This window comes from Bacillus sp. RC252, assembly GCF_044909215.1.
Lineage (GTDB): Bacteria > Bacillota > Bacilli > Bacillales > Bacillaceae_G > Bacillus_A > Bacillus_A mycoides.
Map to the genome: position 1 here is coordinate 18,574 of NZ_JBIYDV010000006.1, position 14,057 is coordinate 32,630.

A 14,057-nucleotide genomic window follows, 5' to 3' on the forward strand; every position below is an offset into this window, starting at 1 on the left:
CAACACAGTTATTATAGTATATTTTTCTTATTTGTCACCTAGCTTCTTCCACATTTCAAAAAAGAAGTATGCAGATTGTCGGATTCTTTTTGTTTCTCGTCATGAATATGGTAATATAGTGCTGAGATAGTTGAAAGGAGACATATACATATGAAAACTTTAGGATACATATTAATGGAAAATGGCGAAAAAATCGATTTAGAATTTTTCCCAGAAGAGGCACCAAAAACAGTAGAAAACTTTAAAAAATTAGCAGAGCAAGGATTTTATGATGGTGTGACATTCCACCGCGTTATTCCTGGCTTTGTAAGCCAAGGTGGAGACCCAGCAGGCACAGGAGCAGGTGGCCCAGGTTACTCTATCCCATGTGAAACTGATGGAAATCCTCATAGACATCTTGTTGGCTCACTTTCTATGGCACATGCTGGCCGTAACACAGGTGGTAGCCAATTCTTTGTTGTTCATGAGCCACAACCGCATTTAGATGGCGTACATACTGTATTCGGTAAAGCAACAAGCGGTATTGAAACAGTATTAAACATGCGTCAAGGCGATGTAATGAAAGAAGTTAAAGTTTGGGAAGAATAAGTTACGAGAAAAGGAGAGCGATTTTGCTCTCTTTTTTTATTTCTTATAAACAGGGATTGGTATATATTTTAAAGTATATGACACAAATAGGACGGCTACTAACGTTAAATTATATTGTTCATGAGAACACACTTTTAACAAAATACATAGAATGGAGTACGAATTATATGCTTCAATAAATGTATTTCTCTTAACATATTACTTTTAGTAGAACTACTTTGTTCAAAAGTGGTTAATAAGTGAAATGTGATGAGAAAGGGATTTTCCTTATAGTTCCTATATAGTATTGTCTCTTTTTTGAGCGGTGTAATAGAAAGAAATAGCGTGGAAACATATATTTGACTTTCTTCTTAACGCTTTGTATGATTATCAAGTTGTTTCAGCCTCTTCTCACTCTGGTAAAAATATTGTAGAATGAATGTGATATGAAAAGAGTGATTGAGGGGATAAATAGTTTGTAACTTTTGTAAGAAGGGATAAGGGTTATGTTAATTCGTTTTAAAAAAAGTTATGAAAAAATTGCAATGGGGCTTCTTTCATTTATGCCAACTGAAAAAGATGTAAAAACATTACAATTGACAATGAAAGAATATGAAGCGAAAGAGGATTGGCAATTGTATTTGTGGAAACAAAATGAAGATTTTGTTGGGATAATGGGGATTATAAAAAAAGAAGATCAGGTATTGGAAATTCAGCATTTGAGCGTGAATCCGTCTCACCGTCATATGGGGATTGGGACGAAGATGGTTCAAGAGCTTAAGAGTAAATTTCTTGAGTTTACAATTTGCGGAAATGAGCAAACAGCAAGTTTTTGTAAAAAGTGTAAAGAGCTTGAACAAAATATACATTCATGAAAGCAGGGATAAGTGTTTATTATCTCTGCTTTCTTTTTTGTAGTTGCTCGTGTCGATCAGAAATGACTTCTGTTCGATCACGCAATGTGTGCTTATTTATGATGTATTCATCAGGAATGACGTTCACATCTTTCCAAGAGAGGTTTTGTTTCTTACATAACTGTATGCATTGTTTTTCTAACGATACGTCTAACAAGGGTAAAAATAACGGCGTGAAAATTTCCTTTTTGTGGATAGAGTGTAATCTTTCATTTAATAAGAAGATAAGTTGTTTATGATCTATTCCTAATTGATGTAAAGATGTACTGTTCTTTTCTAAAAGTGCTATTGCGCTTTTTATCATCTTCTCTGCACCATTCCAGTTGGATCGCCTGTGATGGTATAAGGAAACAGCAATTTGAATGAGACCGACTAAGTAATTGTCGCGTTCTCCTCTAGGTTTTAATTTCCAATACTCTTCTAATATTTCATGACATTCAAAATAATCATAGTCTCCGTGAAAATGAATTAAAAATTGTATGTACTCGGTAGGATACATTTTTTTCGCTCCTGTCTAACGGTTATATGTACAGTTTATCATAGAAATATTAACAATAAGCGACTAGGGAAATATCCCTAGTCGCTTTATTGCGTCCTATTAGCAGAAGCAAGCTGCTCCTACAATGATTAGTAAAATGAACAGTACAACAAGTAATGCGAACCCACCGCTAAAACCGCAATCAACGTGACCCATAGTTTTTTGACCTCCTACATTGTTCTTACTACATTGTTATCATATGAAGCGGTGGGCATTATGACATGGGCATAGGTCTATTTTTAATTAAATTTCTTAAAAAGGTTGGATAGAACATGAGTATGCTCTATACTTATGTTGTTATAGAAAAAATGTGGTGGGATGCTTTGTGCAGTATAATTTTAAAGTAGAGGCTTTTGAAGGGCCTTTAGATCTATTGTTACACTTAATACATCGTTACGAAATTGATATATATAATATTCCTGTAGCGGAAATTACAGAGCAATATCTATCTTATGTCCATACGATGAAAGAATTACAATTAGATGTTGCCAGTGAGTATTTAGTAATGGCTGCAACGTTATTGCAAATTAAAAGTAAAATGTTGTTACCGAAACAAGAAGAAGATGTACCTGATAACGGTGAAGACTTTATAGATGACCCTCGTCAAGAATTGATGGAGAGGTTAATTGAATATAAGAAATATAAGCAAGTTGCTACTGAGTTAAAAGAAAGAGAACAAGAAAGAGCACAGCTATATACACGTCCGCCAATTGATTTTACATCATTTCAACAAGAAGAGGAGACAAGCTTACCTCTTGATGTTACGTTATATGATATGTTAGCGGCATTTCAAAAGCTAATGCGTCGTAAAAAAGCAAAGACCCCCGTAACAACGCGAATTACTCGCCAAGAAATACCAATTGCACAGCGAATGACTGATATTCTACAACAGTTAGAAGTAAAAGGCGGTCGTCAAAGCTTTTATGATTTGTTTGCTGATGAAGAACGCGAAATAATGGTTGTAACATTTTTAGCGGTTCTTGAGCTAATGAAAAATCAACAAATCATAATTGAGCAAGAACATAATTTTGATGAAATTTTCGTGTTAAGCTCTAATAAATCCGTATAGAGTTGGTATGTGAAAATGGGATAGAAATATTTTATCTTATGTTAGGTTTTAATGTATCGTTTGGAACGAGAGAAGAAATATTGAACCGAACGCATTTACTGTGATTCGGTTTTTTTATGTGTATTTTTATGGAAAATAGGAGGAAGGAGTTCGTAAAATGGATAGAAAAGAACAAAAAGCGATTATTGAAGGACTTTTATTTGTTGCAGGTGACGAAGGGATTTATCCGGAACAGATAGCTAAAGTTCTGGAAGTTGAAGTGGAAGAAGTAATAAACAGTATAGAGGAAATGCAAAAAGAATGTGAAGGATCGAATCGAGGGCTGCAAATTGTACAATATGCAAAAGTGTATCGTTTTGCAACAAAGAAAGAACATGCTGCATACTATCAAAAATTAATAAATACCCCAACAACGGCTTCACTGTCTCAAGCAGCTCTTGAAACGTTGGCAATCGTTGCGTACCGTCAACCGATTACAAGAACAGAAATGGAAGAGATTCGAGGAGTGAAAACAGATAAGGCATTACAAACGTTAGTTTCACACTTACTTATAAAAGAAACGGGAAGAGCGGAAGGACCAGGGCGCCCTATTTTATACGGAACGACGAAAGAATTTTTAGATACGTTTGGATTGAAAACATTAGATGATTTACCACCTCTTTCGGAAGAAAATGAACAAATGAATGAAGCAGATTTATTCTTTGGTTCTTTACAGGAATTATCAAAATAAAAGCTTAGCATTTTGCTAAGCTTTTTTTGTATATCAATTACAGAGCGTGCCATACTAAATGAAAAAAGGAGACGAGTTATGAAAGGTGTACGGAGTATTCTATTGTTGGTTTCTGTTTTATTATGTTTTTCGTTAAACAGCGCATCGGCTAAAAGATATATGATGTCTATTCATACTGCGTCTTCTATACATATGCATCGGCAACATTTTGGTAAAATGAAAGTAAGTTTTTTAAAAGTTGGACAAGGTGATGCGACACTTATTACATTGCCAAATGGTCAAACGATGTTAATAGATGGGGGCCCTTATGAAGCGGGAGAGGTTATTATTCAAAAACTAATTGAAAAAGGAATTAATCATTTAGATGTGATTGTAAGTACTCATCCTGATATGGACCATATAGGGGGGCTTATTCCAATTGTAGAACAAATGCCGGTTTCACTCGTATTAGATAGTGGAAAAACATATAGTTCATTTACTTATCATACGTATCGGAATAATATTAAAAAAAGGGGCATACCTTTCATTTCAGTGAAGGAAGGACAATATATACCGTTAGATCCACATGTTTCTATACAAGTATTAAACAATGGTAAATCGAAAGACGAGAATAACGAGTCCTCAATTGTGTTAAAGATTCGATATGGTAAAGCGGACTTTTTATTAATGGGTGATGCTGATATACGGACGGAAAATGAAATATTAAAGCAGTTTGATGTACATGCAGATGTATTAAAAGTTGGGCATCATGGCTCGTATACTTCAACGAGTGAAACATTCTTAAAAAAAGTAGACCCACAATTCGCTATTCTTTCGTACGGGAGTAGAAATCCATATGGACATCCTCATCAAAGTGTTGTAAGACGATTAAAACAGCGTGGTATAATGATATACGGAACAAACAAGCGTACAGTAGAAATAGAAACAGACGGTGAACATATTACTATGGGGTCGAGTGGTCTTATGCCACTACTTAAGTAATTAATTATATAAGAGGGTATTTTCCATTTTGGAAAAAATGAATAACATATATTATAATGAAAAAGAAATAAATTTCCTTTTTTCTGCTGAATGAAGAGGAAATTTCATTGGAATGTATAGACAACTACTCGTGTGTATATTAAGATGGAATTAGGCGAATAAGGTAATAATAACAAGTAGGTATTTCATGGGAAAGGATCGATGAAAATGAAAACGCAAGTTGTCATCAATGCCAAAATTTATACAGGTAAAGAAGTAGTGGAAAACGGATTTATTCGTTACACAGAAACAGTTAAAGAAATTGGTTTGATGGCTCAATATGTATCACAAGAAAATGAAACTGTGTTAGATGTGGCAGGAAAGATTGTGATTCCAGGTATGATTGATGTTCATATTCATGGTGGATACGATATTGATGCGATGGATGCAAATAGCGATGGATTAGTAACTCTTGGTAAAGAAATGTTAAAAGAAGGAGTTACAACTTACTTCCCAACAACAATGACACAAGCTCCAGAAGCGATTGAAGCGGCGCTAAGTGCTGCGAAGGAAGCGAAAGACAAAGGAGCACATTTCGAATATATTCACTTAGAAGGACCATATGTTTCAAAAAAACGTGCGGGTGCACAACCACTTGAACATATTGTTCCTGCGAGTATCGAGCAATTTAAACAATGGCAGGAAGCAAGCGGTAATCTAATTAAATTAGTAACATATGCACCGGAAGAAGAAGGTGCGTTAGAGTTTGAACAGTATCTTGCTGAAACAGGTGTTGTTGGCACAATGGGGCATACAGATGCAATTGATGCACAACTGAAAAATAGAAAAATTACACATGCAACACATTTATACAATCAAATGCGTGGATTACATCATCGTGAACCAGGAGTTGTTGGTCATGTGTTATTAAATCCAGATGTAATGGTTGAAGTAATTACAGATGGTATTCACATTCACCCTGATATGGTGAAATTAGCATATAAATTAAAAGGACCGAAAAAAGTAAGTGTCATTACAGATGCAATGCGTGCAAAAGGTCTTGAAGAAGGATTATATGAGCTTGGCGGACAGCCAGTACATGTAAAAGATGGCAGTGCCCGATTAGAAGATGGAACGTTAGCTGGTAGTATTTTAAAAATGGATCAAGCTTTCCGAAATGTAATTGAATTTACAGGATGTTCAATCGAGGAGGCAGTGTTAATGACATCAGTTAACCAAGCAGAAGAATTTGGATTAAATAATAAAGGCGCGTTAGCGGTAGGTAAAGATGCAGACTTTGTTGTTATGACTGAAGAATTACATGTATATGATACGGTTCGTTTAGGAATTCATATGAAGGAAGGGAAGTAATTAGATGAATATTCTTGTTGTAAAAACTCCAGAAGAATTAGCAGAAGCAGGTTATAAGTTAATTAAAGAGGTTGTAAAATCAAAAGAAAATCCAACTTTAGGAATGGCTACAGGAAGCTCTCCATTAGGTATTTATGCAGAAATGCGAAAAAATAAACTTGATACAAGTCATGCAACCACTGTAAACTTAGATGAGTACGTAAATTTACCACACGAAGATAAAAACAGCTATCATTATTTCATGCAAGAACAGTTGTTTGATCATCTTCCATTTAAACAAACTTATGTACCGAATGGGATGGCAAGTGATTTAGAGGAAGAGTGCAAGCGTTATGAAGGCATTCTAGTAGCTAACCCAGTTGACTTACAGATTCTTGGAATCGGTGAAAACGGTCACATCGGATTTAATGAGCCAGGAACACCATTTAATTCTCCAACTAACATTGTAGAATTAACAGAATCTACACGCCAAGCAAACCTTCGCTTCTTTGAAAGAGAAGAAGATGTACCGACTCATGCGATTACAATGGGAATTGGAAGCATTATGAAAGCGAAACAAATTCTACTTGTTGCTATGGGATCTAAAAAGGCAGAAGCTGTTAAGGAATTATTGCAAGGAGAATATAGTGAGGCGTGTCCTGCTACAGTTTTACAACGTCATCCGAATGTAACCGTAATCGCAGATCCAGAAGCTCTATCTTTATGCAGTGAGGCGATTGCTGATGAACATCGACAAGTATTCACCATTTCCGATTTATTATCAGATTCAAGAGTGGGTGAAACAGCTAATTGAGGACGGCGAATGGAAGCCGGGAGATAAAATTCCATCTGAGAATGAACTTTGTGATAAGTTCGAAGTGAGTCGTATGACAATCAGACAGGCGATTAATAACTTAGTGGAACAAGGTTATTTATACCGGAAACGTGGGATTGGAACGTTCGTCCAACTTCCGAAAGTGGAGCAAAAGTTGCAAGGAATGACGGGATTCACAGAAGATATGATTTCTCGTGGTATGAAACCGAGCAGCCAGTTATTAAGTTTCCGCCTAGTTCCAGCTACTGCTAAAATAGCAGACCGGCTGAGAATACAAGAGGGAGAATCGGTTTATGAAGTGAGGCGTACGCGCTTAGCTGATGACGAACCGATTGCATTTGAGACGACATATTTGTCGCCAACTCTTGTGAAAGATATTAACGAAGAAATATTGCAACAATCTTTATATGAACATTTAGAGAAAAAACTGGGCTTTAAGCTTGTTCGCGCTACTCAATCAATTGAAGCTTCAATTGCAACGGATGATGAAGCTGAACATCTGCATATTCCTAAAAAGGCGCCTGTACTTGTAATGCGTCAATGGTCATATTCAGAAGGTGAGTTACCGTTAGAGTATGTGAAATGTATTTATCGTGGGGATCGTTACAAGTTTATTACGAACATCGCACGTAACAAGTAATATATTTCAGTTTGTGAAGTACAGTGAACTTTGATGTTTTCAACATGTAAAGAAATAAAAATACGACTCATCCTTATAAGGATCGAGTCGTATTTTTATTTGCTTCTTCATTATAAACAAGTACTTGGTTAACGGCATCTTTGACAGCATCTACTACATAGTGAGCGTGCTCTTTTACCGCATCATCAGCTTGAGACATAGCAAAACTATGAGGAGTTAAGGAAAACATTGGAATATCATTGTAAGAATCCCCTATGCATGCAACCTCCTCTGGTTGTATTTGAAACTCTTGTAATAAAACAGAAATAGCAGAACCTTTACTAATATTTGGTGGCATTACATCTAAACATTGTTCAGCTGAAATGAAAGTACTAACTTTTCCATGGAATTTTTCATCGATCTTTTTTTGAAGGAGTTGTAAGTTTTCTTTTGTTCCACCGATAGAAATTTTATTTGGAAAAATTGTATCATCGATTTTCTGTAATAAATTTGGTTCTTCAACAGAAGTCATTGCTACTTGTTTTTCGAGTTCATGAATAAAAGGTGTCTTTTCTTCAATATAGTAATTATGCTCATCACTTACATAACGGAAATAAGGGTCTTGATTTGTCATAGCTAGTAAATCAGGAAGAATGCTGGAATCAAAATTTGCGGATAATAGTTGCTTATTTTCATTAGTGTATACAAACACACCATTTACACTAATACGATGGAAATTTGTATTTACAGCTTTCATTAAGTCTGCGATTTCATTATCAAGTCGTCCAGAAGCGAAGCAAAGAATAACATTTTGCTGAGCAAGACTGCGAAGTGCCGCAACATCCTGTTCATCAATCAGACCTCCATGCTGCATCATTGTACCGTCAATATCACTTACAAACATTTTAATCATGTTGCTATCTCCTTTCTATGTACAGTTGCTCTTACATTATACGCATCATATACAAACATGTCTAAAAAATGAATTTTTATCAAATGGTAGATGTTTTACATTGACGACAAAGAAGAATGTTCTGTAACATAAAAGTAGGCTATTTAAGTACGAGGGTGGTGTTATATGAGTAATTATCTAGAAATTAAAAAAGTTTTAAATAATAATGTCATCATTGCTAGCCATCCTGAACACGAGGAAGTAGTAGTGATCGGTAAAGGAATTGGATTTGGAAAAAAGGCTGAAGATGTGTTGGAGCAAGAACAAATTGAGAAAATGTTTGTTTTAAAAAATGAACGTGATCGAGAACAATACAAACTTTTAGTGCCGCATGTGAGTGAAAAGCTAATTGAATTGATGAATGATATTATGTTATACATTCAAGAAAAAGCGGAGTCTCCATTAAATGAACATATTCATATCGCTTTAACAGATCATATTTCTTTTGCAATTAAAAGGCTGAAACAAGGACTTACAATAGATAATCCTTTTTTAGTTGAAACGAAAATGCTATATCCAGAGGAATATGAAATTGCTGAAGGAGTTGTGAAACTTTTAAATTCTCGTTTGCAAATTACATTGCCAGAAGGAGAAGTTGGCTTTATCGCACTCCATATTTATAGCTCGCTTACAAACTCTGATTTATCTTCTGTTAATCAAAATTCTCGTCTTATTGCACAACTTGTGTCTTTAATTGAGACAAACCTACAAATTACATTAGACCAAGAAAGCATTCATTATTTACGCCTTATTCGCCATTTGCAATATGCTATTGAACGGGTGAAAAAAGGAGAAAAAGTAGAAGAAGCACAAAGTTTTGCTGATTTATTAAAATTAGAATATCCAGTTTGTTATAATTTGGCATGGAAGCTAGTCAAAGTAATGCAGAACGAATTACAACTTCCGGTTTATGAAGCGGAGAGTATTTATTTAACGATGCATTTACAACGATTAGTGAAAGCAGAACATGTGTAAAAAGACATATATTTTTGTCTAAAATGAAAACGTTAAAAAAAATGATTGAATCGCTTACAATAGTTATGTATAATAACTATTGCAAAGTTATACAAAATTCGACAAACACATTAAGGTAAATAACGAAAACGTTTGCTTTAATTATAGTGAACTTATACGTAATCCTATTTTTGACACGTGTTACTGATTCGATCAGGCATGAGTGGAGAAAAGTTGGGAATGTAAGCTAAAGAAAGGGACATACTACCCTTTGTATAGCTATCGTTCTATCTTTTTTTTCCTCATGCCTTTTTGGCGTTTGTCGAAAAGTATCAATATAGATAAGAGAGGAAGGGTTTCCATGTTTAAGAAGATCTTTGGTGTTCTTCAAAAAGTCGGAAAAGCGCTTATGCTTCCAGTAGCGATTTTACCGGCAGCAGGTATTTTACTTGGATTTGGTAATGCATTTCAAAATCCACAACTAACAAATGTTATCCCTGCTTTAAAAGCAGATTGGTTCGTAATGGTTGCAAAAATTATGGAACAATCTGGCGATATTATTTTCGCTAACCTTGCGCTATTATTCGCAGTTGGGGTAGCGATCGGTTTAGCTGGTGGAGACGGAGTAGCTGGTTTAGCAGCGTTCGTCGGATACTTAATTATGAACAAAACGATGAGTGTGTTCTTAGAAGTAGATAAACTAGTGAAAGTAACAAGCACTGGAACAGATCCAGTAAAAATTGGATTTTCAGATCCAGCATATGCAAACGTATTAGGAATTCCAACGCTGCAAACAGGAGTGTTTGGTGGTATTATCGTCGGGATAGTAGCGGCATATTGTTATAATAAATACTTCAACATTGAATTACCATCATACTTAGGTTTCTTTGCAGGTAAGCGTTTCGTACCAATCGCAACTGCAACATTCTCTTTAGTGGTAGGTATTATCATGTGCTTCATTTGGCCATACATTCAGGGTGGCTTAAATACGTTCTCACATCAAATGATTGATGCAAATAGAACGATAGCAGCATTTATATTCGGTTTAATCGAACGTTCATTAATTCCATTTGGATTACATCATATTTTCTATTCACCATTCTGGTTCGAATTCGGTCAGTATACAAATGCAGCTGGCGAATTAATCCGTGGTGACCAAAAAATCTTTATGGCACAGTTAAAAGACGGCGTAGAATTAACAGCAGGTACATTTACAACTGGTAAGTATCCGTTCATGATGTTCGGTCTTCCAGCAGCAGCTTTAGCAATGTACCATGAAGCACGTCCGGAAAATAAAAAATTAGCAGCTGGTATTTTAGGATCTGCTGCATTAACATCTTTCTTAACAGGTATTACAGAACCGCTTGAATTTTCATTCTTATTCGTAGCACCAGTATTATTCGGAATTCATGCAGTATTCGCTGGTCTATCATTTATGACAATGCAAATTTTAGGTGTTAAAATTGGTATGACATTCTCTGGTGGTTTAATTGACTTCATATTATTCGGTGTACTACCAGGTCGTACGGCATGGTGGTGGGTAATTATTGTTGGTCTTGTACTAGCAGTTATTTACTACTTCGGATTCCGTTTCGCAATCCGTAAATGGAACTTAAAAACACCTGGTCGTGAAGTAGCGAATGCTAATGAAGGCGCAGGGAAAACAGAAGCAGGAGAACTTCCACGTGAAGTATTAGTAGCACTTGGTGGTAAAGAAAACATTACTTCGTTAGATGCTTGTATTACTCGTTTACGCGTTCAAGTTAACGAACAAAAAAATGTAAATAAAGACCGCTTAAAAGAGCTTGGAGCAGCCGGTGTACTTGAAGTTGGAAATAACATTCAAGCTATTTTCGGACCGAAATCTGACACATTAAAATCACAAATTCATGATATTATGTCAGGTCGTACACCTCATGTTGAAAAAGAAGCGCCTGTAAAAGTGGAAGAAGCTCCTCAACAGGTTGATGAAAATGAAACAATCGTTTCACCAATTGAAGGGAAAATCTTACCGATTACAGAAGTACCTGACCAAGTATTCTCAGGGAAAATGATGGGAGATGGATTTGCGATTGAGCCAACAGAAGGAACAGTAGTTTCTCCGGTTAATGGTGAGATTGTAAATGTATTCCCTACAAAACATGCGATTGGTATTCAGTCTGAAGGCGGAAAAGAAATTTTAATCCACTTCGGTATTGATACTGTAAAATTAAATGGTGAAGGCTTTGAAGCGCTTGTAGCACAAGGTGATAAAGTGAAGCAAGGACAACCATTATTAAAAGTAGATCTTGCATTTGTAAAAGAAAATGCACCATCTATTATTACACCAATCGTCTTTACGAATTTACAACAAGGACAACAAGTCGAATTGAAAAAAGATGGAAATGTTAAGAAGGGCGAAAACGCTATTATTGACATCCAGTAGGAATTTGACGCAAAATGTTTATAATTATAATAGGCGATGTGGTTGACCGAACATCGCCTATTATATACAATAGATGATGTAGTACTCACGTCTATACAACTAAAAAAATACTGTATTTGAAGGAGATAAATTATCATGGAAAAAATCTTTAAAGTAACTAGCGACTCAGGAATTCATGCTCGTCCAGCAACTCTACTTGTAAACACTGCAAGCAAATTTGGTTCTGACATTAACTTAGAGTATAACGGAAAAAACGTTAACTTAAAATCAATCATGGGTGTTATGTCTTTAGGAATTCAACAAGGCGCGGAAATTAAGGTCACTGCAAATGGTGATGATGCAGCTCAAGCACTAGCAGCTATCGAAGAAACTATGAAAAACGAAGGATTAGGAGAATAATGACTCTTAACATTCAAGGGATCGCTGCATCAAGTGGGATTGCTATTGCAAAGGCTTTCAGACTTGAGAATCCTGAATTTAACATTGAAAAGAAATCAATTACAGACGAAGCTGCTGAAATTGCACGCTTAGACGCTGCGCTTGAGAAAGCAAAATCTGAACTAGAAGCTATTAAGGACCATGCTTTTGCTGAGCTAGGTGCTGATAAAGCTGCTATCTTTGAAGCACATTTATTAGTATTAAATGATCCAGAATTAGTAAATCCAGTAAAAGATAAAGTAAATGGCGAAAAAGTAAATGCTGAATTTGCAATGGATGAAGTTGCATCAATGTTTATTTCTATGTTTGAAAACATGGATAACGAATATATGAAAGAACGTGCTGCGGATATTCGCGATGTAACAAAACGTGTTCTTGCACATTTACTAGGAATTAACTTCTCAAACCCTGGTACAATTTCTGAAGAAGTAATCATCATTGCTGAAGATTTAACACCATCTGATACAGCTCAGTTAAACCGTAAGTATGCAAAAGGTTTCACAACTGATATCGGTGGACGTACATCTCACTCTGCAATTATGGCTCGTTCTATGGAAATTCCAGCTGTTGTTGGTACGAAAGTTGTTATGGAGAAAATCCAAAACGGCGATATCGTAATCATTGACGGTTTAGATGGAGAAGTAATTGTAAACCCATCTGAAGAAACTCTTCGTTCTTTTGAAGAAAAGAAAGCGAAATTTGAAGAGCAAAAAGTTGTATGGGCAAAATTAAAAGACCAAGCAACTGTAACAAGTGATGGACATCACGTTGAGCTTGTTGCTAATATTGGAACACCAAATGATGTACAAGGTATTATCGATAATGGCGGAGAAGGCGTTGGTTTATACCGTACAGAATTCTTATACATGGGCCGTGACAATCTTCCAACAGAAGAAGAGCAGTTCGAAGCGTATAAAGCAGTTCTTGAAGGTGTAAAAGAAGATCAACCAGTCGTTGTTCGTACACTTGACATCGGTGGAGATAAAGAACTTCCATACTTACATTTACCAAAAGAAATGAACCCATTCTTAGGATACCGTGCAATTCGCTTATGTCTTGATGAGCAAGATGTGTTCCGTACACAACTTCGTGCATTACTTCGTGCTAGCGTATACGGTAACTTAAAAATTATGTTCCCAATGATTGCAACTCTTGATGAGTTCCGTCAAGCGAAAGCAATCTTATTAGAAGAGAAAGAAAGACTTGTTCAAGCGGGCACAACTGTTTCTGATTCTATTGAAGTTGGTATGATGGTTGAAATTCCAGCTTCAGCGGTATTAGCAGATCAGTTCGCAAAAGAAGTTGATTTCTTCTCTATCGGAACAAATGACTTAATCCAATACACAATGGCTGCAGACCGTATGAACGAACGTGTAGCTTACTTATACCAACCATATAACCCATCTATTTTACGTCTTGTAAAAATGGTTATCGATGCTGCTCATAAAGAAGGCAAATGGGCTGGTATGTGTGGTGAGATGGCGGGAGATTCACTTGCTATCCCATTATTATTAGGCTTAGGTTTAGATGAGTTCAGTATGAGTGCAACATCTATTCTTCCTGCAAGAACACAACTAAGCAAGTTGTCAAAAGCAGAAATGGAAACATTAGCAGAGAAAGCATTAACAATGTCAACTGCTGAAGAAGTTGTTGAATTAGTTAAAAGCATATAATAGTAAAAAAACCTGAGATCGATTCGAAATCGA

15 protein-coding genes are annotated in these 14,057 nt (G+C 35.8%); 12 read left to right on the forward strand and 3 right to left on the reverse strand.

Features of this window, described 5'->3' with window-relative positions:
* Window positions 1-150: 150 nt before the first annotated feature.
* The gene (locus ABH960_RS09965; protein ID WP_404444801.1) at window positions 151-588 is read left to right on the forward strand and encodes a peptidylprolyl isomerase; all 438 of its coding nucleotides are present in this window, start codon (window positions 151-153) and stop codon (window positions 586-588) included.
* 485 nt (window positions 589-1,073) lie between these two features.
* A complete protein-coding gene (gene ribT, locus ABH960_RS09970) occupies window positions 1,074-1,442 on the forward strand; it encodes a GNAT family N-acetyltransferase RibT (protein WP_000908403.1) in 369 nt (122 codons plus the stop codon).
* A gap of 19 nt (window positions 1,443-1,461) precedes the next feature.
* Here ribT and ABH960_RS09975 read toward each other — a convergent pair whose 3' ends face one another.
* Window positions 1,462-1,980, reverse strand: coding sequence for a DUF309 domain-containing protein (locus ABH960_RS09975; protein ID WP_404444804.1), 519 nt, complete (start codon window positions 1,978-1,980; stop codon window positions 1,462-1,464).
* Window positions 1,981-2,079: 99 nt separating this feature from the next.
* Complete coding sequence (locus ABH960_RS09980) at window positions 2,080-2,175, reverse strand: YjcZ family sporulation protein (protein ID WP_000510194.1); 96 nt, start codon at window positions 2,173-2,175, stop codon at window positions 2,080-2,082.
* 169 nt (window positions 2,176-2,344) lie between these two features.
* Here ABH960_RS09980 and ABH960_RS09985 point away from each other — a divergent pair, with 169 nt between their 5' ends.
* From ABH960_RS09985 to phnF, 6 genes are all read left to right on the forward strand, one after another.
* Window positions 2,345-3,088, forward strand: coding sequence for a segregation/condensation protein A (locus ABH960_RS09985; RefSeq protein WP_002088436.1), 744 nt, complete (start codon window positions 2,345-2,347; stop codon window positions 3,086-3,088).
* 157 nt (window positions 3,089-3,245) lie between these two features.
* Entirely contained in the window at window positions 3,246-3,818 is a 573-nt protein-coding gene (gene scpB / locus ABH960_RS09990; RefSeq protein WP_002088435.1) for an SMC-Scp complex subunit ScpB, read from the forward strand.
* A 78-nt stretch (window positions 3,819-3,896) separates the two neighbouring features.
* Complete coding sequence (locus ABH960_RS09995) at window positions 3,897-4,799, forward strand: ComEC/Rec2 family competence protein (protein WP_367960899.1); 903 nt, start codon at window positions 3,897-3,899, stop codon at window positions 4,797-4,799.
* A 207-nt stretch (window positions 4,800-5,006) separates the two neighbouring features.
* Window positions 5,007-6,149: an N-acetylglucosamine-6-phosphate deacetylase gene (nagA, locus tag ABH960_RS10000; protein WP_002138178.1), complete on the forward strand. Its 1,143-nt coding sequence runs from the start codon at window positions 5,007-5,009 to the stop codon at window positions 6,147-6,149.
* 4 nt (window positions 6,150-6,153) lie between these two features.
* Window positions 6,154-6,942 (forward strand): glucosamine-6-phosphate deaminase, encoded by a 789-nt coding sequence (gene nagB / locus ABH960_RS10005; protein ID WP_002066973.1) that lies wholly within the window; start codon window positions 6,154-6,156, stop codon window positions 6,940-6,942.
* On the forward strand, window positions 6,872-7,603 hold the full coding sequence (phnF, locus tag ABH960_RS10010; protein WP_215551754.1) for a phosphonate metabolism transcriptional regulator PhnF: 732 nt from the start codon (window positions 6,872-6,874) through the stop codon (window positions 7,601-7,603). The genes nagB and phnF overlap by 71 nt, the downstream gene beginning before the upstream one ends.
* A 73-nt stretch (window positions 7,604-7,676) precedes the next feature.
* Here phnF and ABH960_RS10015 read toward each other — a convergent pair whose 3' ends face one another.
* A complete protein-coding gene (locus ABH960_RS10015) occupies window positions 7,677-8,495 on the reverse strand; it encodes an HAD family hydrolase (RefSeq protein WP_215551755.1) in 819 nt (272 codons plus the stop codon).
* A 165-nt stretch (window positions 8,496-8,660) separates the two neighbouring features.
* On the opposite strand from ABH960_RS10015, the gene glcT reads away from it, so the two are divergent.
* From glcT to ptsP, 4 genes are all read left to right on the forward strand, one after another.
* Complete coding sequence (gene glcT, locus ABH960_RS10020; protein ID WP_002033914.1) at window positions 8,661-9,509, forward strand: glucose PTS transporter transcription antiterminator GlcT; 849 nt, start codon at window positions 8,661-8,663, stop codon at window positions 9,507-9,509.
* A gap of 340 nt (window positions 9,510-9,849) precedes the next feature.
* Window positions 9,850-11,913: a PTS glucose transporter subunit IIABC gene (ptsG, locus tag ABH960_RS10025; RefSeq protein WP_404444813.1), complete on the forward strand. Its 2,064-nt coding sequence runs from the start codon at window positions 9,850-9,852 to the stop codon at window positions 11,911-11,913.
* A gap of 135 nt (window positions 11,914-12,048) precedes the next feature.
* Complete coding sequence (gene ptsH, locus ABH960_RS10030) at window positions 12,049-12,312, forward strand: phosphocarrier protein HPr (protein WP_002033915.1); 264 nt, start codon at window positions 12,049-12,051, stop codon at window positions 12,310-12,312.
* A complete protein-coding gene (gene ptsP / locus ABH960_RS10035; RefSeq protein WP_002066976.1) occupies window positions 12,312-14,024 on the forward strand; it encodes a phosphoenolpyruvate--protein phosphotransferase in 1,713 nt (570 codons plus the stop codon). Before ptsH ends, ptsP begins: the two co-directional genes overlap by 1 nt.
* Window positions 14,025-14,057 lie beyond the last annotated feature (33 nt).